Raw genomic sequence first — 24409 nt, 5'->3', positions numbered from 1 at the left:
TAATGAGACGGTTGCAAGCAGCCATGGGCTCCACCTCTGATTCGCCCTCGGGCCACACAAGTCGCACCGGTACGCGACTTCCCCTGCAATATGCATTCTTAGGCATATACGCAGGCGGTTATGATGACGCCATGACATCCGCGTTCGCCGTGCTCGCCGAGCCGGCCCGCCGCCGCATCCTGGACCTGCTGCTGGAACGTCCGCGCCCGGTGGGCGAGCTCGTCGAGCGGCTGGGGCTCACGCAGCCGGGGACGTCCAAGCACCTGCGCGTGCTTCGCGACGCGGGTCTCGTCCAGGCGCGCCAGGACGCGCAGCGCCGCGTCTACGAGGTCCGCTTGGAACCCCTCGCCGAGGTGGACGCGTGGCTGGCCCCCTACAGGCGCGCCTGGGCGTCGCGCCTGGACGCCCTCGAAGAGCACCTCGACGCGGCGGAATGACATGGGACGCCGCCGTTACCGCAGGCTCCTGGTAGGCGCCGACAGCTACCGATGGGTGGTGGGGCACCAGCACGAGAGGGACGAGGAGGGCATCCACGGCTGCCGTGAGGTCCTGCTTCTCAGCAAGGACGGACGTCCGGGGAACATCAACGTCGTCTTCCGAGAAGGGCCCGGCAGGATCGTCCCGGACGGCGGCCCCTACACGCACAGCGGAAGCGTGTGCCGCGCGGAGGACGAGTCCATGCTCAACCTGCACAAGCCGAGCGTCGTCCGCGCGCTGGTCGACGTCGTGGTGGAGCGCGGCGAGGACTTCGGCGCCCGCGTCGAGCTCGACGGCTGGACCGTCATCGACGCGGTCTACGCGCGCCTGCGAGCGGCGGAACGCTGACCACCGGTTCTCACCGTCTGGAGGCACCCACCGGTTCCGGGGCCTTCTCCTCCCCGGCCTGGTCGATCGGCACCCGGGCGGTCTCGGGGATCCTGAGGATCGGCAGCAGCGCGACCAGCGCGACGATCATCAGGTAGTAGGCCGGGACGTAGTCGGAGCCCGTGGCGTCGATCAGCGAGCCCACCAGCACGGCCGCCGTCCCGCCGAACAGCGACGTCGAGATGTTGTAGCCGATCGCGAAGGCCCCGTACCGCACCTTCGTCGGGAACATCGCCGGGAACGTCGCGCCGATCACCGCCAGCATGAGGACCAGCAGCCCGCCGATGATCGCATAGCCGACCGCGACCCCCGCCGGGTCGTGCGTCTGCATCAGCGCGAACGCCGGCCAGGACAGCACCAGGAAGCCGGTCGCCGCGGCGACCAGCAGCGGCTTGCGGCCGACCCGGTCCGACAGCGCGCCCAGCGGCAGGATCACCGCCATCATCGCCGCCTCCACGCCGATCGTGGTGAGCTGCGATGTGGTGTCGTCCATGTCCAGGAAGTCGACGAGGTAGGACGGCATGAACGTCAGCAGCGTGTAGACGGCGACGTTCAGCAGGACCACGATCCCGATCAGCCTCAGGATGGTGCGCCAGTGGTGCTCGACGGTCTCCTTGAGCGGCGACCGGGCCTTCCTGCCCTCCGCCTCCATGTGCTGGAAGGTCGGGGTGTCCTCGATCCGCGTCCGGACGTAGAGCCCGACGGCGCCGAGCGGCAGCGCGATCAGGAACGGGATGCGCCAGCCCCACTCGTGCATCGCGCCCTCGCTGAGCGCGAGGTCGATCCCCAGCACGAGCCCGGCGCCCAGGATGTAGCCGCCGAGGGTGCCGAACTCCAGGAACGCGCCGTAGAACCCGCGCCGGCTCGTCGGCGCGTATTCGGCGATCATCGTGGCGGCGCCGCCGTACTCGCCGCCCGTCGAGAAGCCCTGGACGAGCCGCACGGCGAGCAGCAGCAGCGGCGCGGCCATCCCGATCGTGGAGTACCCGGGCAGCACGCCGATCACGAACGTGGAGCCCGACATCAGGATGATGGTGGCCGCCAGCACCCGCTTGCGGCCGAGCCTGTCGCCCATGGGCCCGAAGAACAGCCCGCCGAACGGACGGGCGAGGAACGCCGCCGCGACCAGCGCGAACGAGCGCAGCGTGGCGCTGCCGCCCGCGTCCTCCGGGAAGAACACCGTGCCGATGATCGCGGTCATCACCCCGGCGCTGAACACGCCGAAGTCGAACCACTCGATGCAGTTGCCCATCGCCGAGGCGATCACCGCCTTGCGGACGGCGCCCTCGTGGGGCTCCGCGCCCTCCGGCGGGCCCGCGCCCTCGCCTCCGCGTCCCGGATCCGCTCCCTGCCGCGCGTTAGTCGACTCGTCCACGGCCGACCTTCTGCCCGAAGATCAGCGGAAGTAACACCGGAGTGAGGCTCCGCTGACGGTGCGGCAGAACGCCCTGGTCACGCCTTCGCGGTCACGCCTTCCGGGACTTGCGCGGTGTACGCGCGGTGTCTTCGTCGTCGTCCTCGGAGGTTCCGTTTCCCGCGTCGCCAGCGCCGCCGAGGAGGTCGTCCGGCAGCGACGGCAGGACGGTCGTGCGCTGCGGGTCGCCGCCCAGCGGATCGTCGTTCCGCGCGCCGCCGGCGCGGGGCGGGGCTTCGCTCCGGGCGGACGGCTCGCCGGTGCTCCCCGGGTCGTCCGGCAGCTCGTCGGTGCGCTGCGGGTCGCCGCCCGACAGCTCGTCGGTGCGCTGCGGATCGCCGTCCAGCAGCTCGTCGAGGGTGGCGGTGGCCTGCGGGTCGGCCGGCTCGTCGAGCAGGTCGTCCTCGGGGATGGCGACGAGGGCCTGCGTCTCCTGCGCCTCCCGCGTGATCACCCCGCTGGCGAGGACGGTGTTGCGGTGCCGCAGCGCGCCGTTCTCGCGGAGCAGGTTGTCGTTGTCGGAGCGGGCGCGGGCGATGCGGCGGCTCAGCCGGACGTGCACGAGGAGGCCGCCGACGGCGGCGCCGAGGACGAACCCGGCGACCGGGAGGCCGACGGCCGGGGGCGCGAGCGTGGCGACCAGCGCGACGACGACCAGCGCGACGACGACCGCAAGCGCGAGCAGGTGCTCTTCCACCCAGTCCAGGACGGTGTTGACGCGCTTGGGGATCCTCACTCGCCTTCTCCTCCACTCGGTTGGGAACCGGGGCGACGACCGGGCCGGGGCGCGGTGTTCCGGGGCCGTGGCTCCGCCGTTCCAGGGGACGCCGCCGGGCTCCGCGGCCGGGACGGCTCCGGGCTCGCGCCCCTTGCGCGCCGCCCTGTCGTTCGACGGGCTCCCGCGGATCGTGATCGGAGGGAGACCTTGCCGAAACCCTAACAGGATGTGACGGCCGCATCCGACCCGGCGCCCCCGCGCGCCGCCCCCGGACCGCCGCGCCGCCGTCCGGTGCGACCGCGCCGCGTGATGCCCCTCTCTGGTGCGCCCGCCGGGATGCGAGCACGTGGTCGCGGCGAATATCGTCCATTGATATGAGCGAACACTTTGACGTCGTGGTCCTGGGCGCGGGCCCGGGTGGTTATGTCGCCGCGATCCGGTCGGCACAACTGGGGCTGAAGACGGCGATCATCGAGGAGAGGTACTGGGGCGGGGTCTGCCTCAACGTCGGCTGCATCCCCTCGAAGGCGCTGCTGCGCAACGCCGAACTGGCGCACATCTTCACCCAGGAGCAGAAGACCTTCGGGATCAACGTCGAGGGCAGCGTGTCCTTCGACTACGGCGTCGCCTACCAGCGCAGCCGCCAGGTGTCGGACAAGCTCGTCAAGGGCGTCCAGTTCCTGATGAAGAAGAACAAGATCACGTCCTATGACGGGCGCGGCACGTTCACCGACCCGAACACCCTGCAGGTGGCCCGGCAGGACGGGTCGAGCGAGACGGTGACGTTCGACAACTGCATCATCGCGGCCGGCGCGCACACCAAGCTGCTGCCGGGCACGTCGCTGTCTGAGCGGGTCGTCACCTACGAGGAGCAGATCCTCAGCTCCGAGCTGCCGGGCAGCATCGTCATCGCGGGCGCGGGCGCCATCGGCGTCGAGTTCGCCTACGTGCTGCACAACTACGGGGTGAAGGTCACGATCGTCGAGTTCCTCGACCGGATGGTGCCGAACGAGGACGCCGAGGTGTCCAAGGAGCTGGCGAAGCGGTACCGCAAGCTCGGCGTGGACGTCCTCACCTCGACCCGGGTCGACGCGATCGACGACTCGGGCGAGAAGGTCAAGGTCACCGTCACCGGCAAGGACGGCGCGCAGCAGGTGCTGGAGGCCGACAAGGTGCTCCAGGCGATCGGGTTCCAGCCGAACGTGGAGGGCTACGGGCTGGAGAAGACCGGCGTCGCGCTGACCGAGCGCGGCGCGATCGACGTGGACGGCCGCTGCCGCACGTCCGTCCCGCACATCTACGCCATCGGCGACGTCACCGCGAAGCTGATGCTCGCGCACGCCGCCGAGGCCATGGGCATCGTCGCCGCCGAGACCATCGCCGACGCCGAGACGATGGAGCTCGACTACGTGATGATCCCGCGCGCCACCTACTGCCAGCCGCAGGTCGCCTCGTTCGGCTGGACGGAGGCGCAGGCGAAGGAGCAGGGCTTCGACGTCAAGACCGCGAAGTTCCCGTTCAGCGCCAACGGCAAGGCCCTCGGCCTCGGCGAGGGCGAGGGCTTCGTGAAGGTGATCAGCGACGCGAAGTACGGCGAGATCCTCGGCGCGCACATGATCGGCCCCGAGGTGACCGAGCTGCTGCCGGAGCTGACCCTGGCGCAGCAGTGGGACCTCACCGTCAACGAGGTCGCCCGCAACGTGCACGCCCACCCGTCCCTGGGCGAGGCCATGAAGGAGGCCGTGCACGGCCTGGCCGGGCACATGATCAACCTCTGATCACAGCGCTCCGGCGCTACGGCGCGAGGCCGCCGCCACGGTTCTTTCGTGGCGGCGGCCTCGCCCTTCTCCAGGGTTCTTCAGGGGGTCAGGGCCAGCGCTTCAAGGCCCGGTAGGCGGGCTGCCACTGCGTCTCGAACGCGGTGCGGGCCGGTTCGGGCAGGACGGCCAGCGAGGTCGCCACCGTCGCCTCGTCCGCTCCGTCGAGGATCCAGGGGAGCAGGCGCGGACCGTTCGGGCCGACGTGGCGGCCGTGGGCCTGGCCGAAGTTCTGGAACTGCTCCAGGGTCAGGGTGGCGTCGAGCAGCGGCAGCGCCTCCTTCTCCTCGTGCGCGAGGTGCGCGGTGAGGGCGGTGGCGAGGGCGTCGACGAGTTCGCCCACGGGTTCGGCGCCCGTGTCGATGGCCTCGATCAGGGGGTCGACGGCGGCGTGCTCCGCCTCCATCGCGTCCAGGAGGGCCAGGTCGTCGCCGCGCCCGTCGAGGGCCTTCCGGACGACGGGCCAGAGGGCCTCGTCCTCGGCGGTGTGGTGGGCGTGCAGGGCCGTCTTGAACAGCTCCCAGCCCGCCGCCGCGGCGAGGAGGCGGCGGGGGTCGTCGTCCTCGCGCGCGGTGACCTTGGCGAGGTGCTCCAGTTCCCTCCTCAACGCGTCGTGCATGGCGTACATCAGGGTCCAGTCGTATTCGCTCATCGTTCCTCCTTCACCGCACTGACGGAGCGGCCGGAGGAAAGGTGACGAACCGGAGAGAACCGGGGGTCAGCGGAGCGGGTCGAACGGGTCCAGTTCGCGGGGGCGGCGGCCGGTGGCGATCATCTCCGCGAGGAGGCTGCCGGTGGCCGGGCCGAGCGTGATGCCCCACATGCCGTGGCCGCCCGCGGCGAAGACCCGCGGCGACCGGGTGGCGCCGATCAGCGGGAGGCCGTCGCGGGTGCAGGGGCGCGACCCGACCCACTCGTCCAGCCGGGCGTCCAGGTCGGCGCCGTGCAGCAGCGGGCGGGCGGCCTCGACGATCGCCCTGATCCGGCGCGGGTCGAGCGGCGCCTCCGGACGGCGGAACTCCATCATCCCGGCGACGCGGAGCCGGTCGCCGAGCGGCGTGCACGCGACCCGCTGCGCGGGGAAGTACACCGGGCCGTCCGGGACGCGCTCCATCGGCACGCTGAAGCTGTAGCCGCGGCCCGCCTGGACGAGCGCGCCGACGCCGAACCGCCGGGCGAGGTCGCCGAGCCACACGCCGCTCGCGAGGACCACCGCGTCGAACGCCTCGAAGTCGCTGCCGCCCGTGCGGACGGCCACGCCGCCCGGCTCGTCGCGGACGTCGGCGACCTCCGCGCCCACGCGGATCTTGCCGCCGCGGTCGCGGACGGAGTCGGCGAGGGCGTGCACGAACACGCCCGGGTTGATGAAGCGCTGGCCGCGCAGCAGGATCGCGGCGCCGATCTCGTCCGAGAGCGCGGGCTCCACCCGGCGCGCCTCGTCGCCGGTCAGGACCTCGTACTCCAGTTCCTGGCCCGCAGCGCGGATGTGCTCGATCTCCTCCAGCAGGACGCGGCGCTCGTCCGCCGTCCGGTACGCGGCGAGGAAGGACCCGGCGTCGTTCGTCTCCGCGCGGACGCCGCCGTCCAGCAGGGCGTCGAAGCTCGGCAGCGCCCGGCCGTTGATGGGCACCAGCGCCTCCATCGCGCGCCGCCACCGGGCCGCCGTGCTGTTGCGGGCGAACCCGGCGAGGAACCGCAGCAGGCGCGGGTTCGCGCTCGGCGGGACGTAGACCGGCGACGACGGGCTGAGCACCGCGCGCACGCCGTAGGAGAGGACGGCCGGTTCGGGAAGCGGGGTCGCCAGGCCGGGGGTCAGCCACCCGGCGTTGCCCCAGGACGCTCCGGCCGCGACGTCCCGCCTGTCGAACACGGTGACGTCGTCGCCGTGCTCCTGCAGGAACCATGCGGTGGACAGACCGACCATGCCCGCCCCCACGACGGCGACTCGGCGCGCCATGACCTCTCCTCTCCTTCGTGAAACACGTCACTTCGATGGTGATGCGTCCACCCGCCGATGCCCCTGTCGCATTCGGCCAATCTGGACGACGGCCATGATGCGAAGCGCACAATGGAGGAGGGAGAGGAGAACCCATGATCAGCGTGACCGGCCTGGTCGACGCGCTGGGCCCGGGGCTGCTGCGCCTGGTCGCGCCCGGCCGGGACGCGCAGGTGCACGACGTCGTGCTGGCCGAACCGGGCGAGGCGGCCGGACGGCCGGGCGAGATCGTCCTCGGCGCGGGCGTCACGGACCCGGCGGGCGCCGTCGCGCTCCTGGAACGCGCCGACGCGGCGGGGGCGAGCGGTGTCGTGCTCAAGTCACCCCTCGCCGGTGCCGCCGAGGTGGCGGCCGCGGCGCGCCGCCTGGAGCCGGCGCTCATGGAACTCCAGCGGGACGCGTCCTGGACGCACGTCATCTGGCTGGCGCGCGGCGCCATCGACCGCGCCGCCGCGCCGTTCCCGGGACCGTCCGGACCGCAGGACGACCTGTTCGCCCTCGCCGACACGGCGGCGGAGATCGCGGACGCCCCGGTGACGCTGGAGGACGCGCGCTCCCGCGTCCTCGCCTACTCGGGCCGCCAGGACAGCACCGACCCGGCCCGCGTCTCCACGATCGTCGGCCGCCGCGTCCCGCCGCAGGTCATCGCCCACCTGCGGGCCTCCGGCGTGTTCCGCAAGCTGGCCCGGTCGAGCGACCCGGTCCTCGTCCCCGCGGGGCCGGACGGCATGCTGCCCCGCCTCGTCATCCCGGTCCGCGCCGGCGGCGAATGGCTCGGCTCGATCTGGGTGGTGGCGCGCACGCCGATCCCCCCGGACCGCGTCCTGCGGCTGGCCGACCTGGCCTCCGTCCTGGCCCTGCACCTGCTCCGCCTCCGCGCCGAGGCCGGCGTCGCCCGCCGCGTCTCGGCGGACCAGTTGCGCACCGCACTCCAGGACGGCTCCCAGCCCGTCCCGGCCCCGCCGCCCTGGCGCGTGGCCGTCCTCGGCAACCAGGCCGAACCCGAGGACATCCGCCAGCGCCTCGACCTGTGGGACGGCCTGACCCGCCGCTACGGCTGGCACCGCCCGCTCCTCACCGACCTGGCCGGCACGGTCTTCGCAGTGGTGACGGAGCCGGGCCGCGACACCGCCGAGTCAGGCACGATGCCCTGGCTGCGCGACGTCCTCGCGCGCGCCCGCGCGCACGACCGCACCCTCTACGCCGCGGCGGGCGGCCTGGCCCGCTCCCCCGCCGACCTCCCCCGATCCCGCACCGAGGCCACCGAACTCGCCGCGCTAGTCGCATCCGGTCGCCTCACCGCTGGAACGGCCCTCCTGGAGGACGCCTGGGACGCCGTGGTCGTGGAACGCGCAAGAAAGGCCGTCGGCACCGACCTCCTGGGCGGCCCCCTACCGGCCTTGCGCGCCCACGACGAGAAGCATGGAACGTCCTACCTCCCGACCCTCGCCGCATGGCTGGACCACTACGGCGACCCCAAGGGAACGGCCCAGGCCCTGGACGTCCACCCCAACACCCTCCGCCACCGCCTGCGCCGCATGGCAGAGGTCACCCCCGTAGACCTGTCGACTAACCAGAAACGCCTGGCCCTCCGCCTCCAACTGACCACCCTCGGATAGCCCGCGAGTCAGTGGACCCGGTCGTTCGGGAGTGGGCGGCATGCCCGATCCATGATCCCCGCGGCGCGGGTGTGGAGCGTCCGGGTCACGGCTGCGACCAGAACGGGTCGCGACCGATGAAACCCATGAGCTTGGCCTGAACGTCCGCATCAGCGGGTACCTCGACCCGGGCGCCGAACTGGCCGGACGAACGGAGCGCGTCCTCCATCGACTCCATCTGGCCGAGGATCTGGCCGCAGAACTCGGGGTCCAGCCGGTCGTCCTGGCCGGTGGCTCGGGACAGATCCCAAGTGTGCATGAACACGTCAGTGGTGTAGAACCGGTCGATCGCGGTCTGCAAGGGCAGGTGGCCGACGTGCGGGTCGGAGAATCGGCGGTGCACCGTCTCCGGATCGTCCAGCACCGCCTGCACGCCGTCGCAGTGCACCTGCCACGCGGCGACCGGGTCGTCGTCCACCGACGGACCGCGGGGCAGTTCGACGCCGGCGCCGGAGGAGAGAAAGCCGGGGAGCCATTCCGTCAGGTGACGCACGACGTCGCGGGCGGTCCAGCCGGCGACCGGGGAGGGCGCGTCCCAGGACCGGGTACCGCGGACCCGGTCGGTGAACAGCCCGGCGACCTGCCGGTGCCGCTCGGCGGGGTGGTCAGGCAGCACCACAGGTCAGCGTCCTCTCCAGCTTCGGCTCGGGCGTTGCCGCGCAATCACGACTCGTCCGGATCCTCGGCGATCTCGGGTGAGCTTCGCTCACCGTCTCCGCGATCTCGCTCATACCCGTCTCTCTCCGTCTGCGCCAGCAGGGTGTCAAGGCGCCGGTAGCGCTCCTCGACCTGGTCCCGGTAGCGCTCGATCCAGGCGTCCATCAGTTCGAAGGCCCGGGCCTCCAGTCGCACCGGCCGGGGCTGCGGCCCCGGCGGTCGGCTGACGAGCCCGGCGTCCTCAAGCACTCGCAAGTGCTTGTAGACGGCCTGCAGTGACATCCGGTACGGCCCGGCCAGTTGCCTCACGGTCGCGTCGCCCGCCGAAAGCCTGTCCACCATGTCGCGCCGGGTCGGATCCGCGAGGGCCGCGAAGACCTGGGACAGCGCGTCCGCGGTCATCGCCCCTCCCGTTTCAACACGTTGGTTGAAAGAACCGTAGAAGTTCGCACCGAGCCCTGTCAACCATGCGGTTGAAAGCGCACCTCCGGGCGCATGAACGCCAACGGGAGAGCGCGACTGGAACTTCGCCGACCGGCCGCCAGAGATCGGGCGGATGCCGCCGACCCCTGCCCGGGAGCCGCCCTCCCGGATGTCAAGGCCCCTCGGGGCCATTTCGCGCGATGCCGGCACGCGTTCACGAGATGGCTTTCTCAATTCTTGCAAATATACTCATGTCCGTTTTCTGGACGCATTTTTGGTGAACCGTAAGTTAATTCGTGGCCAATGACGAGAAGGCATGTCGCGCGAGCGTCACCTGGCGGCAGCGGGCTGTGATGCGGCGTCGCGCACCGTTTCGTCGACCTGGTGCGCAGTCTTCGTCCGCCGGAGAGCCAATAGTGCCGAGGACCCCATTGGCGAATGGTCCCCGAGGCCCTGGGGGCGGCAGATTTCGGTCTCGATAATCGACATGCCGTCGATCGTCCGCGGCCTCCGGGAAACGCGTGGCGATCACAGATCCGTTCGAGGAGAACAAGCGTGTCGATGAAGAAGTTCGTGCCGCTCGCCGCTGCCGCGCTCACCACGGCGGGCCTGGTGGCGGCCGCTCCGGCGGCCTCCGCCTCCCCGTCCGGCGCCGGCGCGGAGACCGGGAAGGTCACCGTGGCCAAGGTCGGCAAGCCCAAGTACATCGCCTACACCACCTGCAAGGCGAAGGGGCGCTGGGGGAAGGGCTACATCAAGACCGACGGCAAGCCGACCAAGAAGCACCCGCTCGTCACGGTCGTCGAGTGGGGGTACGCCATCCAGAAGACCAAGGGCAACCACAAGAACTCGATGGTCAGGTCGCTGCTGGCCGTCCATGAGAGCACCGGCAAGTGGCGCCTGTCCGGCGGCCCCGGCTACACCGGGAGCAACGCCGTCGAGGACAGCAAGTGGCACAAGGGCAAGCTGGTCCAGTGGACCTCCATCGGCCGGGGCCGCATGGGCGAGAACGCCATCGAGTTCTGGTTCGACTTCGACAAGGGCACCGGCGGCCACTGCGACGCGCCGCTGATCCGCTACACGCAACTCAAGCCCATCAAGTAACCGGACGCCGACGGCGGGGCCCGGCACCTGCGGGCCGAGCCCCGCCCCGGGTCCCAGCGCCGCGGGAGGCCGGCTGCCTGGATGCGGTCAGGCTGGTCACTATGCTCGGGCGAACCGGCTCGTCGCCGTAGGTGGCCGCTCTGCTCCCGAGGTGTCCCATGAACTCCGTGTACTCGCCCGTAGCCGAGCTGAATCTGCTCAAAGAGTTCGACGACCGGTGCGCGGACTTCTACTCGCCGGGGTTCGAGCTGCGCGAGTACGACAATGATTCGTCCTGGTCGGACGAGGAGAGCCCGGAGTTCCACGACCGAGTGATCCCTTTCGCCCAGGCCACCTCGTCCGGCTCCTTCTACGCTCTGTGGCGATGCGATGACCGCGCCGACCTCGCCACCCTGCCGGTCGTGTTCTTCGGCGACGACGGGGACCTGTACATCACCGCGCACGATCTGCGAGACCTGCTCTACGACCTCGCCGACGAGAGTGCCGATGGCCCCGCCCCAGCGCGCCAGGAGTACATCGCCTGGCTGGAGAGCACCTTCGGGCCCACGCGCCCCGAGCACGTGAACGGCCCCATGGAAGAGCACGGCTGGAAGTTCGTCGACTGGCTGCTGAGCGTCGGATCGCAAGACGCCGCCGAAGCAATGGTCGACAACCTCGAAATCTACGGAGTGCCCCGCCCCTGAGCAGGCCGGGCCCTCGTTCCCGCGCGCGCAATGCCTCGGCCGACCGGACGGCACGCGACGCGCTGCGGACTGCGGCCGGTCAGGTGGCGGTGGCCAGGGCCCGCAACTCTCGTGCCGCCGGCAGGGCACGCGCTTGCTCGGGGAGGGCGTGGAGTATCTGGGCGGTCATGCGTCGGCGGGCGGGGCTCACTGGGAGGTCATGCAGGGTGGTGAGGGTCTGGCCGAGCCCTGCGTCGACCTCTCCGTTGTGGACGGCGCCCATTGCCTCGATGACGTCGAGGTTGGCGATGGGGCCGAGGGTTTCGGGTGGGTAGAGGCTGCGGGCGTCGTCCACGGCTTGGCGGGCCTTGGCGTCTCCCATCAGCGTGTAGATGTACGCCTCGTTCCAGCGGAAGCGCGCTTCGCTCCACCCGAAGGTGGCCGGGTCCTCCGTCACCGAGTCCGGCAGGTTCTCGAACAACTCCGAGAGGTCGTTCATCGTCTTGCGGGCGGCTTCCCTGTCTCCGTGCTCCGCGGCGACGCTGGCACGCACGGCGTAGGCCCTCGGCAGACCGCCGCTGGGCCTTCCATCCGCGATCGCGATGGCCTCGGCCGTGCGGGCTCTTATCTCCTGCGGTGAGAGCCCGAACCAGAAAGCCTCCTCGGCTTCGCGCACCCGGATCCAGACCTGGAGGTCGCGGTCGCCGGAGGCGTCGGCGGCCCGGCGCGCCGTCCCCCACGTCAGGCGGGCGCCCCTCCGGTTCCCGATGTCGCCGAACTCGATCGCCAGCAGCGACGACAGCCCCGCACTGATGCGGAGCAGGTCCGATCGCGGCGCGTTGTCGCGCTTGATGAGTTCACCGATGCCGATGATGTCGGCGGTCAGGTCGTTGATCAGCGAGCCGACCGGCTGGCGATTGATGAGAAAGCCGTACTCGCGGATCGCGCTCTCCCATTCCTCAAGGTCGACGGGCCGATCGAGGGCGCGGTCGATGCTGGAGAGGATCTGCTCCAGGGCTCCGGGTGGGATCGCCGTTCCGGCGCCCAGGGCGGCGAGTAATCGGAGTGCTGCGCGGCGTTTCACGTCGTCGGTCCGATCGTCGGGAGTGGCGCTCGGTTCTTTGGTACCCGTCGGACAAACGGGCGATTCCTGGCCGAAGAGGTCCTTCTCCTCCAGGCCGAATGCGGTGGCGTAGGCGGAGCCCCAGTCGGACGGGAAGACCTCGCCCTTCTCGTGCCGGTTGATCTGCCGGGAGAGGTTCTTGACCTGGCTCGCGTCCGGGTGGTCGATCCCGGCGGCCGCATAGAGGCGGCGGGCCGCTTTGAACGGGCCCCAGCCGCGTGCGCGGCGTTCGGCTTCCAGGCGTACGGCCCATGGGGGGCGCGGCTGTTCGGTCACGGGGGGCACCTTTCGACCGGAGAGGCGCGAGCGGACTTGTGTCCCTCCTACGGCCCCATTGTCGCCTTTCTCGGTACGTGTGCGCGCGGTTTCACTGAGTTACGCGGGACATTCGCGTCCCGCGCTCAGAAGCGGGACAACGGAGGTCGAGGCGCATGGACGGCCGTATCAGCACACTGCTGCGGCGGGGCGGCATCACGCGGGCGAGGCGGGCGCGGACGTATGTGTGGGGGTTGTCCGATCGGGCGCCGGGGGCGGCGCGGCGGGCGGTGCGGGACGCGCTGGACGGGTGGGGCGTCGCCGAGGCCGACATCGTTGTGGCGGTGCTGCTCACGTCCGAACTCGTCACGAACGCCGTCCGGCATGTGCGGGACGAGTTGCGGCCCGGCGGGGTGGTCAAGGTCCGGGTCCGGGTGATGGACGGGGTGCTGCGCGTGGACGTGACCGACCCCGAACCGGGGCTGCCCCGGCTCATGGCGGCGTCCGACACCGACGAGGGGCATCGGGGCATGGCCATCGTCGCCGCGTCCGCCGACCGGTGGGGGTGGCATCCCGGGACGGACGGCGGCAAAACCGTGTGGTGGGCGCAGGTGCTGGAGGTGCGCGGGTCGGGGGCGGCAAGCCGGGGCCGAGGCCGCTGAGCTGCGCAACGAATCGTGCGCGAAGGGCCGGAAGACGCAACGAAATACCAGGTCAGAGCAAGATTGGCGCATTGGATTGCGCGGACTTCGTTCTTAGGCTTTCGCTCAGTCGATCCCCCCTTCGGACGTTCTTGGAGACACGTATGACCGTCATGCCGGCAATGGAGCCGACCGCCGTCCGGACCGCGCTGCGGAGGCACTACCTGATGTGCCGTCCGGAGCACTTCGCCGTCACCTACGCGATCAACCCGTGGATGGACCCGGCGGCCGGCGCCGAGGCGGCGAAGGCCGTGGCGCAGTGGGAGGAGCTGCGGGCGGCGTACCTCGCGCTCGGGCACGAGGTGAGCCTCATCGACCCGATCGAGGGGCTGCCCGACATGGTGTTCGCGGCCAACGGGGCGCTGGTGGTCGGCGGACGGGTGTACGGGGCGAAGTTCACGCACCCGGAGCGGCACGCCGAAGGGCCCGCGTACGCGAAGTGGCTGCTGGAGAACGGGTTCTCCGAACTGCTGGAGCCGCAGCACACCAACGAGGGCGAGGGCGACTTCCTCACGCTGGACCACGTCATCCTGGCCGGGACGGGGTTCCGGACGGACATCGCGGCGCACCAGGAGGCGCAGGAGTTCCTCGGCCGCCCGGTGGTGACGCTCCGGCTCGTCGACCCGCGCTTCTACCACCTGGACACGGCGCTGTTCCCCCTCGGCGGCGACAACGTGGCCTACTACCCCGGGGCGTTCTCCCCCGGCAGCCGGGCGGTGCTGGAGCGGCTGTTCCCGAACGCGGTCCTCGCGAGCGAGGCGGACGCGGCGGTGCTCGGGCTCAACGCCGTGTGCGACGGGCGCAACGTCGTCATCAACGCCGAGGCGGTCGAGCTGATCGACACCCTGCGGGTCCACGGGTACGAGCCGCTGCCGGTCGACCTGTCCGAGCTGCGCAAGGCGGGCGGCGGCCCGAAGTGCTGCACGCTGGAGCTCCGCTCCTGACGGGTGGCGCCGCGCTTCATCCGGGGTGCGGGACGTCGCGCGCGGCTTCCAGGAGAGCGGTCACCGCTGCGCGCGCGTCCTGCCCCGCGGCACCGGAGTTGTCGACCAGGCCGCGGGCCTTGACGCCGTCGTAGAGCACCAGGAGTTGCCGGGCCAGAGCGTCCGGGTGCCGTGCACCCGCGTCGGCGGCCAGGCGTTGGAACACCGTGAGCATGCGCTCGTCGTGCGTCGCCAATGCGCGGTGGGCGGGATGCTCGGCGGAGAGGAAGGCGGCCGCGCTGTTCACCAGGAGGCAGCCGTGGTAGGCCGGGTCGGGCAGGCCCGCTGTCAGCAGGTCGAACGGCGCCAGCAGCCGTGACAGCGGGTCGCCCGCGCGCCGTTCGAGTTCGGCGTCCAGTTCCGCGAACCACTCGTCGCAGGCTGCGACGAGCACGGCGTCGACCAGGGCGTCCTTGGACTTGAAGTGCGCGTACACGGTCGGCTTGGCAACGCCGGCGCGTTCGGTGAGGGCGTCGATCGAGACACCGTGGCCCTCGGCGTAGAACAGCTCGCGCGCGGCTTCCAGCAGGCGGTCGCGGGCGGACGGGCGTGGCGGCATGAGGTAATCCTAACCGGTTAGTTCAGTCTGTTATATTTCCCGACTGAACTAACCGGTTAGAAACCAGAGGAGACAGGCATGCGAGCCTTGGTCTACGACCCCGACGCGCCCCAGGGTGTGCGGTTCGGCGAGGTCGAGGAACCCCGCCCGGGCCCTTCGCAGGCGCTGGTCAGGGTGGAGGCGGCGGCCCTGAACTTCGGTGAGCTCGCCTTCGCGGCGCGGCAACTGCGCCCCGGCGAGGTCTTCGGCAAGGACGCCGCCGGTGTCGTGGTGCAGGCCGCCGCCGACGGCTCGGGACCGCCGGCGGGGACGCGTGTCACCTCGTTCGCCGGGACGGGAGGGTGGGCCGTCCTGCGGGCCGTCGACACCACCGACCTGGCGGCCGTCCCGGACGGTGTCGACCTCGGCGCGGCCAGTGCCCTGCCCGCGGCGGGGGTCACCGCCCTGCAGGCGGTGCGCCGGCTGGGGCCGGTGCTCGGCCGCAGGGTGCTGGTGACCGGGGCGTCCGGAGGCGTGGGGCGCTTCGCCGTGCAACTGCTGGCACGGGCGGGCGCGCACGTGATCGCCGCCGTGGGGCGTCCCGAGCGTGCCGAGGGACTGCGCGAGCTGGGAGCGACCGAGGTCCTGGTCGGGTCGGCCAAGCCGGCCACCCCGGTGTTCGGTGTGCTCGACAACGTCGGCGGCGGGCTCCTCGCCGATTCCTTCGAGCGGCTGGAGGACGGCGGCATCGCCCTGTCGATCGGGTGGGCGTCCCGCGAGCCGACCGTCATCGACTTCGAGGAGATGCGCATGAAGGGCGGCGTCAGGCGCCTTGAACCCTTCGCGGTGGCGGCCCCCTTCGGCCCCGGCCTCGGCTACCTGCTCAGACTCCTCGAGAACGGAGAGCTCGACCCCCAGGTGGGCTGGCGCGGCCCCTGGGATCGCATCGACGACGCGGTGGAGGCTCTTCTAGGACGTCGCGTCCCGGGCAAGGCCGTACTCGACCTCACTCCCTGAACAGCCCCCCGGGTACTGCGCTAATCGGCCAGGGCGAGGCGGCGGCGGGCCAGGGTGCGGGTGCGCAGGACGCCCGTCACGCCGATCGCCCAGATGCCGATCTGGACGGTCCAGGCCGCCCGGAACGCTCCAGGTGTGAACTCGCCCCCGGGCGACAGGGCGTCCAGGACGAGCCCGATCAGCAGGATCGTGACGAGGGAGGCGACGAAGCCGCCGACGTTGACGATGCCGGTCGCGGTGCCCTGCCGCCCGGGCGGGTTGAACGTCCGGGCGTAGTCGAAGCCGATCATCGAGCCGGGGCCGCCGGGCGCGACGCACAGCACGAGGAGCACCAGCAGCCAGGACGGCGCGGGCGGCGGCACGGCGAGCACGGCCGCCCACGCCGTCGCGTTGAGCGCGACGATGCCGAGGACGAGCCACGAGCGGCGCAGCGGGTAGCGCGCGACGAGCCGTCCGATGAACGGCCCGGACACGACGTTGACCAGCACGAACAGCGTCAGCAGCGTCGAGGCGGTCGCGGGCCGCATGCCCTGCCCGGACACCAGGTACGGGTAGCCCCACATCAGCGCGAACGTGTTGGACGAGAACTGCGTGACGAAGTGCGACCAGAGGCCGAGGCGCGTGCCGGGGTGCCGGAACGCCTCGGCCAGGTTGGTGCGGGTCTCGCGCAGGGACGGGACGTTCGCGCGGCCGGGGCCGTCCCGCAGCACGGCGACGGCGAGCACCGCCATGAGGGTGCCGAGCGCGGCGGCGGAGCCGAACGCGGTGCCCCAGCCGGGGCCGTGCAGCAGGGCGACCAGGGGGATCGCGCTGAGCACCTGGCCGAGCTGTCCGAGCTGCCCGGTGAGCTGCGTCACGACCGGGACGTAGCGTCCGGGGAACCGGGTCGCGACGATGCCGAGGACGCTGATGAACGTCATGGCGTCGCCGGCGCCGACCATCACGCGGGCGGCGACGGCCGTCCCGACGCCGGTGGAGACCGCCATGAGCGCCTGCCCGCCGGCCATCAGCAGGGCGCCGCCCGCGACCATCCAGCGCGGGCCGACGCGGTCGAGCAGCAGTCCCACGGGGATCTGCAGGCCCGCGTAGACGAGCAGTTGCAGGACGGTGAAGGACGCGAGGATCCCGGCGGACGCGTCGAACCGGTGGACGGCGTCCAGGCCGGCGACGCCGAAGGATGTCCGGTGCAGTACCGCCACGGCGTAGGCGAGGACGCCGACGCTCCACAGGACCCACGCCATGGGGGCGGGTTTCTGACGGGCAGGGGCTTTCTGGGGGGTTTGGGCGGTCTGCACGGATATCAAATTTATGTCACGACATGCGGGGTCACGACTGGCGGGGTCTCGCGCGCAGGTGCATGCGCTCCCCCTGGGGCCCGAACAGGCTGAGCACCTCGGCCGGCCCGCCCTCGCCGCCGAACGAGTGCGGCAGCCGGGTGTCGAACTCGGCCGCCTCCCCCGGCTCCAGCACCATCTCGCGGCCGGCGAGGTGCAGGCGCATGCGCCCGTTCAGCACGTACAGCCAGTCGTAGCCCTCGTGCGTCCGCGGCTCGGGCAGCGGGACGCGCTCGGGCACGAACATCTTGAACGCCTGGACCCCGCCGGGACGCCTGGTCAGCGGCAGGACGGTCATGTCGTGCATGCGCAGCGGCCGCGGTCTGATCCGCGGGTCCCCGACGGCCGGGGCGCCGACCAGCTCGTCCAGCGGGACCTGGTGGGCCTGCGCGAGCGGGAGCAGCAGCTCCAGGCTCGGCCGCCGCTTGCCCGACTCCAGCCGCGACAGCGTGCTCACCGAGATGCCGGTCGCCTCGGCGAGCGCGGTCAGAGTGACGTTCCTCTCCTGCCGCAGCCTCCTCAGCCTCGGCCCGACACCGGCCAGGACCTCCTCGGTGGTCTCCATGCCCTCATTGCAGGAACGGCAAAGGAGTTTGTCAAATCCGGAAGGCGCCGCGCACCCTCGTGCCATGACCGAACGAGACTTGACCGAACGGGACGTACTGATTATCGGTGCCGGGCCGCAACTGTCCTGGTGCCCCGCCTGCCAGCCGCCCGCCTGACCGGCCCAGAACCAAGCTCGCCCCTATCGGGTGATCAGCCAGTCGGCGACGTCGGAGATCACCGCCGGGTCGACGTGCTGGGCATTGAGGTAGTCCGCGGGCGTGGAGGGGCCGACTCCGGCGAAGAACAGATGGTCGGCGGCCTCGTACACCCGGATCGTCACATTCGCACGATGCCCAAGGCCCGCCTCCCAGCCCGCCAGATCATCGGCGACCGTCACCTGGTAGTCGCGGCCGCCCTGCAGGATGAGCATCGGTACGTCCAGCGCCGACGCCTCCGCGACCGGGTCGTAGGCGCGCAAGTCGAGCCAGTACGAGGCGGGCAGTCCGAACGGCAGGTCCTCGGCAGGCGTCTCGGGGGTCAGGCCAGGGCCGTCGACGACCGCGGCCTGTCGCGTGATCTGCTCCACCGCCGCCTGCGCGGCCGGGCTGGGATCCAGCGAGGCGAGATGGCCGATGACGCGTATGGCCGCGTGCTGCATCGGCTGCGTGTCACCGGCCATGATCACTAGACCGGCCACCGACGGCTCGGCGGCCACGACCCGTGGCGCGACCTTGCCGCCCATGCTGTGGCCAAGGACGAACACCCGCGCGGGATCCACGCCCGGCTGACCCTGGAGGCGGGTGACGGCCGCGACGGCATGCGGGACGTACTCCTGGGTCATGGTGGCGACGGGGTTCTGCGGATGGGTGAAGGTCACCTTGTCAAACCGCAGCACCGCCACGCCCCGGCATGCCAGCCCCCACGCGATGTCCTTGAACGGTTTGTTCGGCCCGCTGGTCTCGTCGCGGTCGAACGGCCCTCCGCCGCTGAGCAGCACGACCCCGGGCCAGGGCCCGGGCCCGTCGGGCACGGTCAGCGTCCCCGGTACGGCGAGGGGGCCGTCCCCGACCATGACGTCCTGCTCGTGGAATGTCTCCACCATCCGCTACCTCTCTCAATTTCTGGAAAGGTAGCACATGTGAGAACATAGGCCGGGTGGACGCGTTGGAGCTGTTGGCGCACCCGGTGCGGTTGCGGGTGGTGCACGCGATGAAGGGCGGGCGGACGCTCACCACAGCAGAGCTGTGCGCACGGATCACCGACGTCTCCAAAGCCACGGTCTACCGGCACATCGACCTGCTCGTGGCCGGGGGTGTGCTGGAGGTGGCCGAGGAACGGCGGGTGCGCGGTGCGGTGGAGCGCCACTACCGGCTCCGGCAGGACGGCGCGGTGATCAATCCCGATACGGCCGAGACACTGTCGGCCGACGACCACCGGCGGGCGTTCGCGGCCGCGATGGCGAGCCTGCTCGCCGGATTCGGCGCCTACCTCGACCGGGACGAGGCCGACCCGGCCGCCGATCTCGTCGGGTACCGCCAGCATGCGATGTGGCTCAGCCCGGATGAGCTCCGCGAACTGATCGGCGAGCTCCGCGCCGCGATAGGGCCCAGACTGGCCAACGAGCCCGTCATCGGCCGTGCGCAATACCTGCTCAGCCCGATCCTGTTCCCGATCGGGACGGGCTAGGCGGCCGCGATGATCAACGGCGACCTGGTCGAGGAGGAGGTCACGCGGGGGCTCGCCGCCTAGGCTCGGCATGTGGCGAGCGACGAGCTGTCGGCGGGCGAGGTGCGGTGGCGGCGGGAGCGGGCGGCGCTGAACGACGCCCGCGGTCCGCTCGGCGAGGTCGCGGACGGGCTGTACCCGGACGTGCCGCGCGTCGCGGGAACGCCGCTGCTCTGCCGGGACGCCTGGATCCCCGGCGCACCGATCCCGCTGGAGCAGATCCGGTTGGAGTGGGAGGACCGTCCCGCCCCGCCCGCGGTCGCCGACCCGGCCGAGGGGCTGCCGGACGGGTACCGGACGTACGCCGAGGCCGTCGCCGCCCTCGCCCCGCCGAAGGTCTTCGAGGACCGTCCGAGCTACCGCCTCCTGGCGGCCGATCCGCCGGTGCTGCGGCTCGGTCCCGCCCGCTACTTCGACGCCGTCAACGTGGGCGAGTCCGTGGCGCACGAACTGGCGGCCGGGGTGGCCGGGCTGCCGCTGCGGGACCGGGTCGGCGACCCGTGCGACCTGGCCCGCCGGCCCGCGCTGCCCGCCGTCACGACGGTCACCGTGACGACGTCCGGACGGTACGTCCTGCATCGGCGCGACCCGGCGAAGGTCGCGCACGCCGGCGGGCTCTACCAGGTGATGCCGGTCGGGGTGTTCCAGCCGCTCGGTGACGAGCCCCCTGACCTGTGGCAATGCATGGTCCGCGAGTACTTCGAGGAGTTCCTCGGCGCGGCCGAGGACTACGGCGACGGCTTCGTCCAGGAGGACTGGCCCTTCCACCGGGCGATGACCGCCGCCCGGAGCGAGGGGCGCATCCGGGCACATTTCCTCGGGCTCGGCGTCGACCCGCTGACGCTCGCGCTCGACCTGCTGACCGTCGTCGTCATCGAGGACGGGCTGTTCGGCGAGCTCTTCGGCGGGCTCGTCGCGGTCAACGACGAGGGCGAGGTGTCGATGGCGCCGTTCGGCGGGGCCGCCCCCCGGCCGATGCAGCCGGCGGGAGCCGCCGCGCTCGGCCTGGCCCGGCGGCACCGCGTGACACTCGGGTTGTGATGGCGCTCGGGCTCACTCGCGGCTGAGCGAGCGCAGTTCGTCCAGCGCGTCCACCAGGTGGTCGATGATCTCGGACGGGTCGGGGACGAGGTCGCGGCAGGCGACGATGCCGACGTCCACCTTCCCGTCGTAGGAGAACACCGTGATGTTGAGGCCGCCGCTGACGTCGGTGATGACCGAGATCGGGTAGTAGCCGAGCACCTTCGCCCCGCACAGGTAGAGCGGGAACTGCGGGCCCGGGACGTTCGAGATGACGAGGTTGACCGGCCGCAGCGACACCGCCGGCACGGCCTGCATCGCGAGCCGCGTGACCGCCGCGGCGAAGGGCGCCGGGAGCAGCCCGCTCATCTCCCGCACCCAGTCGCCCGACGACCCGGTGAACCGCCGCTTCGCGACGTCCATGTCGCTCCGGACGGCGGCGTAGCGGTCGGCGGGGTCGGGGACGTGCGTGGCGAGCGGCGCCGTCATGATCGACACCTGGTTGCCCGGCTGCACGGCCGCGTTCGCGCCCCGCCGCATGGACACCGGGACCGCCGCGACCAGCGGGCGCTCGGGCAGCTCGCCGCGCTTGTCGAGCCACTGCCGCAGCGCCGTCGCGCACAGCGCCATGACGACGTCGTTGACGCTGCCGCCGAGGGCGCGCCGGATCTCCTTGATGTCGGCGAGCGGCAGCTCCCCGCACGCGACGGCGCGGCGCCGTCCGATCGGGTGGTTGAAGGGCGTCGGCGGCGCGGTCACCCGCGGCGCCTTCGGCAGCTCCGGGCGGCGCAGCGCGCCCCGCGTCACCGACGACATGAGCCCGACCCCCGGAATGGCCGAGATGCCCGGGACGTCGCCCAGGTAGGGGACGGTGCGCGCCGCCGAGATCGCCGAGCGCACCGGGTGCAGCGCGGTCCTCAGCAGTCCGGTGCCGAGCATGCTCGCCATCCCGGGCGCGCGGGCGGGGACGGTCTCGTCGGCGGGCAGGTCGCGGGGCTCGGGCGTCAGGTCGAGCAGCGCGGCGAGCGTCTCGGCGGCCATCACGCCGTCGATGGCCGCGTGGTGCACCTTCACGTAGACGGCCGTCCGGCCGCCGGCTAGGCCCTGGATGAGGACCATCTCCCACAGCGGGCGCGACCGGTCGAGCGGCTGCTCGTGCAGCATCGCGACCAGGTTGAAGAGCTGCCGCTCGGAGCCGGGCTCCGGCAGCCCGAACTCGGAGATGTGCCGCTCGGGCTCGAAGTCGGGGTCGTCCTCCCAGTACGGGTGGTCGAGGCCGAGCGGCACCTGGACGAGGCGCTGCCGCAGCGGCCGGGCCGCGAGGTGCGCGCGGCTGCGGATCAGCTCGGCGACGTGCGGGACGGTCAGCCGGCCGCCGGGGCACGTCCCGGGGTCGACGATGCCGAGCCCTGCGATGTGGGCGTGCGTGGTGGCGTTCTCGGCATGGAGGAAGGTGGCGTCCACGGTGGTCAGCTGGGTCATCGGTTCTCCGTAAGGTTTGACACTCCGGCCTTCAGGCCGGGCAGGACACGAAGCCCCTGCCGAGCAGGGCGAAGAAAGACGAAGCGACTCCTGGGCGGTTCGGGGTCCGCGCGCACACTTGAGCCGATAGGTTGCGGGCCATGACGCGGCAGGTCAGGCGGGCGTTCAAGTACCGCTTCTACCCCACGAGCGGGCAGGCGGCCGAGCTGTCGCGCACGTTCGGTTGCGCGCGTCTGGTGTACAACAAGGCGCTTGAAGAACGCACCCGGGCCTGGAACGACGAGAGGCGCCGTGTCTCCTATGCGCAGTCGTCGGCCGCGCTGACCGAATGGAAGAAGACCGCGGAACTGGCGTTCCTGTCGGAGGTGTCGTGCGTGCCGCTCCAGCAGGCGCTGCGGCATCTGCAGACGGCGTTCGCCAATTTCTTCGCCAAGCGGGCCGCCTATCCGCGGTTCAAGTCGCGCAAGCGGTCGCGTGCGTCGGCCGAGTACACCCGCAGCGCCTTCACCTGGCGCGACGGGCACCTCACGCTGGCCAAGATGACGACGCCGCTGGACATCCGCTGGTCGCGTCCGCTGCCCGAGGGCGCGGAACCGAGCACGGTGACGGTGTCGCGCGACAGCGCGGGCCGGTGGTTCGTCTCGATACTGTGCCAGGACGCCATCCCTGCCGCCCCGGCCACGGAGAACGCGGTCGGGATCGACGCCGGGATCACCTCCCTGGTCGCCCTGTCCACCGGAGAGAAGGTCGCCAACCCCCGCCATGAGCGGCGTGACCGCGCGCGCTTGGCCAAGGCGCAGCGGAACCTGTCGCGCAAGGCTCCCGGTTCGGCGAACCGGGACAAGGCCCGCCGCAAGGTGGCCCGGGTGCACGCGCGGATCGCCGACCGGCGCCGCGATTTGCTGCGCAAGCTGTCGACCCGTCTCGTCCGTGAGAACCAAACGGTCGTGATCGAAGACCTCGCCGTCGGCAACATGCTCAAGAACCACAACCTCGCACGCGCCATCTCCGACGCCGCGTGGGCGGAGCTGCGCTCGATGCTGGAGTACAAGTGCGCCTGGTACGGCCGCGACCTGATCGTGATCGACCGCTGGTTCCCCTCCACCAGACTGTGCGCAACCTGCGGCACGACCCGCGCCAAGCTGCCGCTGAACGTCCGCACATGGACGTGCGAGTGCGGCGCGGTGCATGACCGCGACGTGAACGCCGCGCGCAACATCCTGGCCGCCGGGCTGGCGGCATCCGCCTGTGGAGACGGTGTAAGACCTCAACGGGACACCTCCCGGACGGGGCACTCGTCGATGAAGCAGGAAACCCAGCGGGCGACCGCTGGAACCCCCGCCTTCAAGCGGGAGACGAAGTCAAGCGTTCGTCCGTCCGCTCGTCCTGCGCCCGTCCTTACCTCTCTAGGAGTTATGCGCTCGACGGCCGTAGGTCAATGAAGGCCGCCATGAAGTAACAGCGACTTAACGGGACGTTTCACCCAGTTCATCGCCCACTTTCCGATGCGCTGGAGAACATTTGCCCGCTACCCGACCTCATGTGGTCAGAAAACTTCACAATGCAGATCACAGGGGCGAACTTTCGCCGGGCCCGAGATCACTCAAGATCATCGCACTAGGGTGGTGGGCCATGACGGGACGACCACTCTCGGAGATCGTAGAAGCGGGTTGGGCGACCGCGCTGGCCCCGGTCGCCGGGACGATCGCCGCTGCCGGCGACTGGCTGCGCGCCGAGGTCGCCGCCGGCCGGCGCTACCTCCCCGCGGGAAACCACATCCTGCGCGCCTTCACCCAGCCGTTCGACGACGTGCGCGTCCTCATCATGGGGCAGGACCCCTACCCGACGCCCGGGCACCCGGTGGGCCTCAGCTTCTCGGTCGCCCCGGACGTCCGGCCGCTGCCCGGCAGCCTGATCAACATCTTCCGCGAGTACTGCGACGACCTCGGCCACCCGCAGCCGTCCAACGGCGACCTCACCCCCTGGACGGAGCAGGGCGTCTGCCTGCTCAACAGGTCGCTGACCGTCATGCCGGGCACGCCCGGCTCGCACCGCAACAAGGGCTGGGAGGAGGTCACCGAGCAGGCCATCCGCGCCCTCGCCGCCCGGAACCGCCCCCTCGTCGCCATCCTGTGGGGCCGCGACGCCCGCAACCTCAAGCCGCTGCTCGGCAACGTCCCCTGCATCGAGTCACCCCACCCGAGCCCCATGTCGGCCGACCGGGGCTTCTTCGGCTCCCGCCCCTTCTCCCGAGCCAACCACCTGCTCGAACAGCAAGGCGCACCCCCCGTCGACTGGAAGCTGTGCTGACCCAGGGGTAGCGCCCCCCTGGAATCCCCCGTTGCGAGCCGGGCGATCCTCACGCCACGGTT

The 24409-nt window shown here is 71.4% G+C and carries 25 protein-coding genes; 13 read left to right on the top strand and 12 right to left on the bottom strand.

The window, feature by feature from the left end; all coding sequences use genetic code 11:
* The first annotated feature begins 131 nt into the window (after window positions 1–131).
* Together AB0C21_RS13570 and AB0C21_RS13565 are read left to right on the top strand one after the other, a co-directional pair.
* A complete protein-coding gene (locus tag AB0C21_RS13570) occupies window positions 132–437 on the top strand; it encodes an ArsR/SmtB family transcription factor (protein WP_149262459.1) in 306 nt (101 codons plus the stop codon).
* 1 nt (window position 438) lies between these two features.
* Window positions 439–825 (top strand): hypothetical protein, encoded by a 387-nt coding sequence (locus AB0C21_RS13565; RefSeq protein ID WP_500204295.1) that lies wholly within the window; start codon window positions 439–441, stop codon window positions 823–825.
* Window positions 826–835: 10 nt separating this feature from the next.
* Here AB0C21_RS13565 and AB0C21_RS13560 read toward each other — a convergent pair whose 3' ends face one another.
* Window positions 836–2239, bottom strand: a complete 1404-nt coding sequence (locus AB0C21_RS13560; protein ID WP_500204294.1) for an MFS transporter — start codon at window positions 2237–2239, stop codon at window positions 836–838.
* Window positions 2240–2330: 91 nt separating this feature from the next.
* Entirely contained in the window at window positions 2331–3014 is a 684-nt protein-coding gene (locus tag AB0C21_RS13555) for a hypothetical protein (RefSeq protein WP_500204293.1), read from the bottom strand.
* Window positions 3015–3370: 356 nt separating this feature from the next.
* On the opposite strand from AB0C21_RS13555, the gene lpdA reads away from it, so the two are divergent.
* Window positions 3371–4774, top strand: coding sequence for a dihydrolipoyl dehydrogenase (gene lpdA, locus AB0C21_RS13550; protein WP_149262456.1), 1404 nt, complete (start codon window positions 3371–3373; stop codon window positions 4772–4774).
* Window positions 4775–4862: 88 nt separating this feature from the next.
* Here lpdA and AB0C21_RS13545 read toward each other — a convergent pair whose 3' ends face one another.
* Complete coding sequence (locus tag AB0C21_RS13545; protein WP_500204292.1) at window positions 4863–5465, bottom strand: hemerythrin domain-containing protein; 603 nt, start codon at window positions 5463–5465, stop codon at window positions 4863–4865.
* A gap of 66 nt (window positions 5466–5531) precedes the next feature.
* The gene (locus AB0C21_RS13540) at window positions 5532–6770 is read right to left on the bottom strand and encodes an NAD(P)/FAD-dependent oxidoreductase (RefSeq protein WP_500204291.1); all 1239 of its coding nucleotides are present in this window, start codon (window positions 6768–6770) and stop codon (window positions 5532–5534) included.
* A 134-nt stretch (window positions 6771–6904) separates the two neighbouring features.
* Here AB0C21_RS13540 and AB0C21_RS13535 point away from each other — a divergent pair, with 134 nt between their 5' ends.
* A complete protein-coding gene (locus AB0C21_RS13535) occupies window positions 6905–8428 on the top strand; it encodes a PucR family transcriptional regulator (RefSeq protein WP_500204290.1) in 1524 nt (507 codons plus the stop codon).
* 85 nt (window positions 8429–8513) lie between these two features.
* Here the strand turns inward: AB0C21_RS13535 and AB0C21_RS13530 are convergent, their stop codons facing one another.
* Both AB0C21_RS13530 and AB0C21_RS13525 read right to left on the bottom strand, forming a co-directional pair.
* Entirely contained in the window at window positions 8514–9086 is a 573-nt protein-coding gene (locus tag AB0C21_RS13530) for a TIGR03086 family metal-binding protein (RefSeq protein ID WP_500204289.1), read from the bottom strand.
* Window positions 9087–9130: 44 nt separating this feature from the next.
* Window positions 9131–9526 carry an ArsR/SmtB family transcription factor gene (locus AB0C21_RS13525; protein WP_500204288.1) on the bottom strand — a complete coding sequence of 132 codons (396 nt, stop codon included), beginning with the start codon at window positions 9524–9526 and terminating at the stop codon, window positions 9131–9133.
* 576 nt (window positions 9527–10102) lie between these two features.
* On the opposite strand from AB0C21_RS13525, the gene AB0C21_RS13520 reads away from it, so the two are divergent.
* Window positions 10103–10651, top strand: a complete 549-nt coding sequence (locus tag AB0C21_RS13520; protein WP_500204287.1) for a hypothetical protein — start codon at window positions 10103–10105, stop codon at window positions 10649–10651.
* Window positions 10652–10809: 158 nt separating this feature from the next.
* Window positions 10810–11334 (top strand): hypothetical protein, encoded by a 525-nt coding sequence (locus AB0C21_RS13515; RefSeq protein ID WP_500204286.1) that lies wholly within the window; start codon window positions 10810–10812, stop codon window positions 11332–11334.
* A gap of 79 nt (window positions 11335–11413) precedes the next feature.
* On the opposite strand, the gene AB0C21_RS13510 is transcribed toward AB0C21_RS13515, so the two are convergent.
* Entirely contained in the window at window positions 11414–12712 is a 1299-nt protein-coding gene (locus AB0C21_RS13510) for an XRE family transcriptional regulator (protein ID WP_500204285.1), read from the bottom strand.
* 155 nt (window positions 12713–12867) lie between these two features.
* Between AB0C21_RS13510 and AB0C21_RS13505 the strand changes: the two genes are divergently transcribed.
* Window positions 12868–13353 carry an ATP-binding protein gene (locus AB0C21_RS13505; RefSeq protein ID WP_500204284.1) on the top strand — a complete coding sequence of 162 codons (486 nt, stop codon included), beginning with the start codon at window positions 12868–12870 and terminating at the stop codon, window positions 13351–13353.
* Window positions 13354–13496: 143 nt separating this feature from the next.
* Window positions 13497–14336 (top strand): dimethylargininase, encoded by an 840-nt coding sequence (gene ddaH / locus AB0C21_RS13500; RefSeq protein WP_353817506.1) that lies wholly within the window; start codon window positions 13497–13499, stop codon window positions 14334–14336.
* 16 nt (window positions 14337–14352) lie between these two features.
* On the opposite strand, the gene AB0C21_RS13495 is transcribed toward ddaH, so the two are convergent.
* Complete coding sequence (locus tag AB0C21_RS13495; protein WP_500204283.1) at window positions 14353–14934, bottom strand: TetR/AcrR family transcriptional regulator; 582 nt, start codon at window positions 14932–14934, stop codon at window positions 14353–14355.
* A 78-nt stretch (window positions 14935–15012) separates the two neighbouring features.
* Here AB0C21_RS13495 and AB0C21_RS13490 point away from each other — a divergent pair, with 78 nt between their 5' ends.
* Window positions 15013–15930: a zinc-binding dehydrogenase gene (locus AB0C21_RS13490; RefSeq protein ID WP_500204282.1), complete on the top strand. Its 918-nt coding sequence runs from the start codon at window positions 15013–15015 to the stop codon at window positions 15928–15930.
* A gap of 20 nt (window positions 15931–15950) precedes the next feature.
* On the opposite strand, the gene AB0C21_RS13485 is transcribed toward AB0C21_RS13490, so the two are convergent.
* From AB0C21_RS13485 to AB0C21_RS13475, 3 genes are all read right to left on the bottom strand, one after another.
* A complete protein-coding gene (locus AB0C21_RS13485) occupies window positions 15951–17171 on the bottom strand; it encodes an MFS transporter (protein WP_500204281.1) in 1221 nt (406 codons plus the stop codon).
* A gap of 85 nt (window positions 17172–17256) precedes the next feature.
* On the bottom strand, window positions 17257–17829 hold the full coding sequence (locus tag AB0C21_RS13480; RefSeq protein WP_500204280.1) for a helix-turn-helix domain-containing protein: 573 nt from the start codon (window positions 17827–17829) through the stop codon (window positions 17257–17259).
* Window positions 17830–18009: 180 nt separating this feature from the next.
* A complete protein-coding gene (locus tag AB0C21_RS13475; protein WP_500204279.1) occupies window positions 18010–18912 on the bottom strand; it encodes an alpha/beta hydrolase family protein in 903 nt (300 codons plus the stop codon).
* 53 nt (window positions 18913–18965) lie between these two features.
* Here AB0C21_RS13475 and AB0C21_RS13470 point away from each other — a divergent pair, with 53 nt between their 5' ends.
* Both AB0C21_RS13470 and AB0C21_RS13465 read left to right on the top strand, forming a co-directional pair.
* Entirely contained in the window at window positions 18966–19496 is a 531-nt protein-coding gene (locus tag AB0C21_RS13470) for a helix-turn-helix domain-containing protein (RefSeq protein WP_500204278.1), read from the top strand.
* 72 nt (window positions 19497–19568) lie between these two features.
* On the top strand, window positions 19569–20576 hold the full coding sequence (locus AB0C21_RS13465) for a hypothetical protein (protein ID WP_500204277.1): 1008 nt from the start codon (window positions 19569–19571) through the stop codon (window positions 20574–20576).
* A gap of 12 nt (window positions 20577–20588) precedes the next feature.
* Here the strand turns inward: AB0C21_RS13465 and AB0C21_RS13460 are convergent, their stop codons facing one another.
* Complete coding sequence (locus tag AB0C21_RS13460) at window positions 20589–22037, bottom strand: WS/DGAT/MGAT family O-acyltransferase (RefSeq protein WP_500204276.1); 1449 nt, start codon at window positions 22035–22037, stop codon at window positions 20589–20591.
* A 140-nt stretch (window positions 22038–22177) separates the two neighbouring features.
* Between AB0C21_RS13460 and AB0C21_RS13455 the strand changes: the two genes are divergently transcribed.
* Together AB0C21_RS13455 and AB0C21_RS13450 are read left to right on the top strand one after the other, a co-directional pair.
* Window positions 22178–23479 (top strand): RNA-guided endonuclease InsQ/TnpB family protein, encoded by a 1302-nt coding sequence (locus AB0C21_RS13455; RefSeq protein WP_500204275.1) that lies wholly within the window; start codon window positions 22178–22180, stop codon window positions 23477–23479.
* A gap of 190 nt (window positions 23480–23669) precedes the next feature.
* The gene (locus AB0C21_RS13450) at window positions 23670–24347 is read left to right on the top strand and encodes a uracil-DNA glycosylase (RefSeq protein ID WP_500204274.1); all 678 of its coding nucleotides are present in this window, start codon (window positions 23670–23672) and stop codon (window positions 24345–24347) included.
* Window positions 24348–24409 lie beyond the last annotated feature (62 nt).

The sequence above is a fragment of the Spirillospora sp. NPDC049024 genome (assembly GCF_040649235.1).
In the GTDB taxonomy this organism is placed as follows: domain Bacteria; phylum Actinomycetota; class Actinomycetes; order Streptosporangiales; family Streptosporangiaceae; genus Spirillospora.
This window is presented reverse-complemented; position numbering and strand designations above follow the sequence as displayed.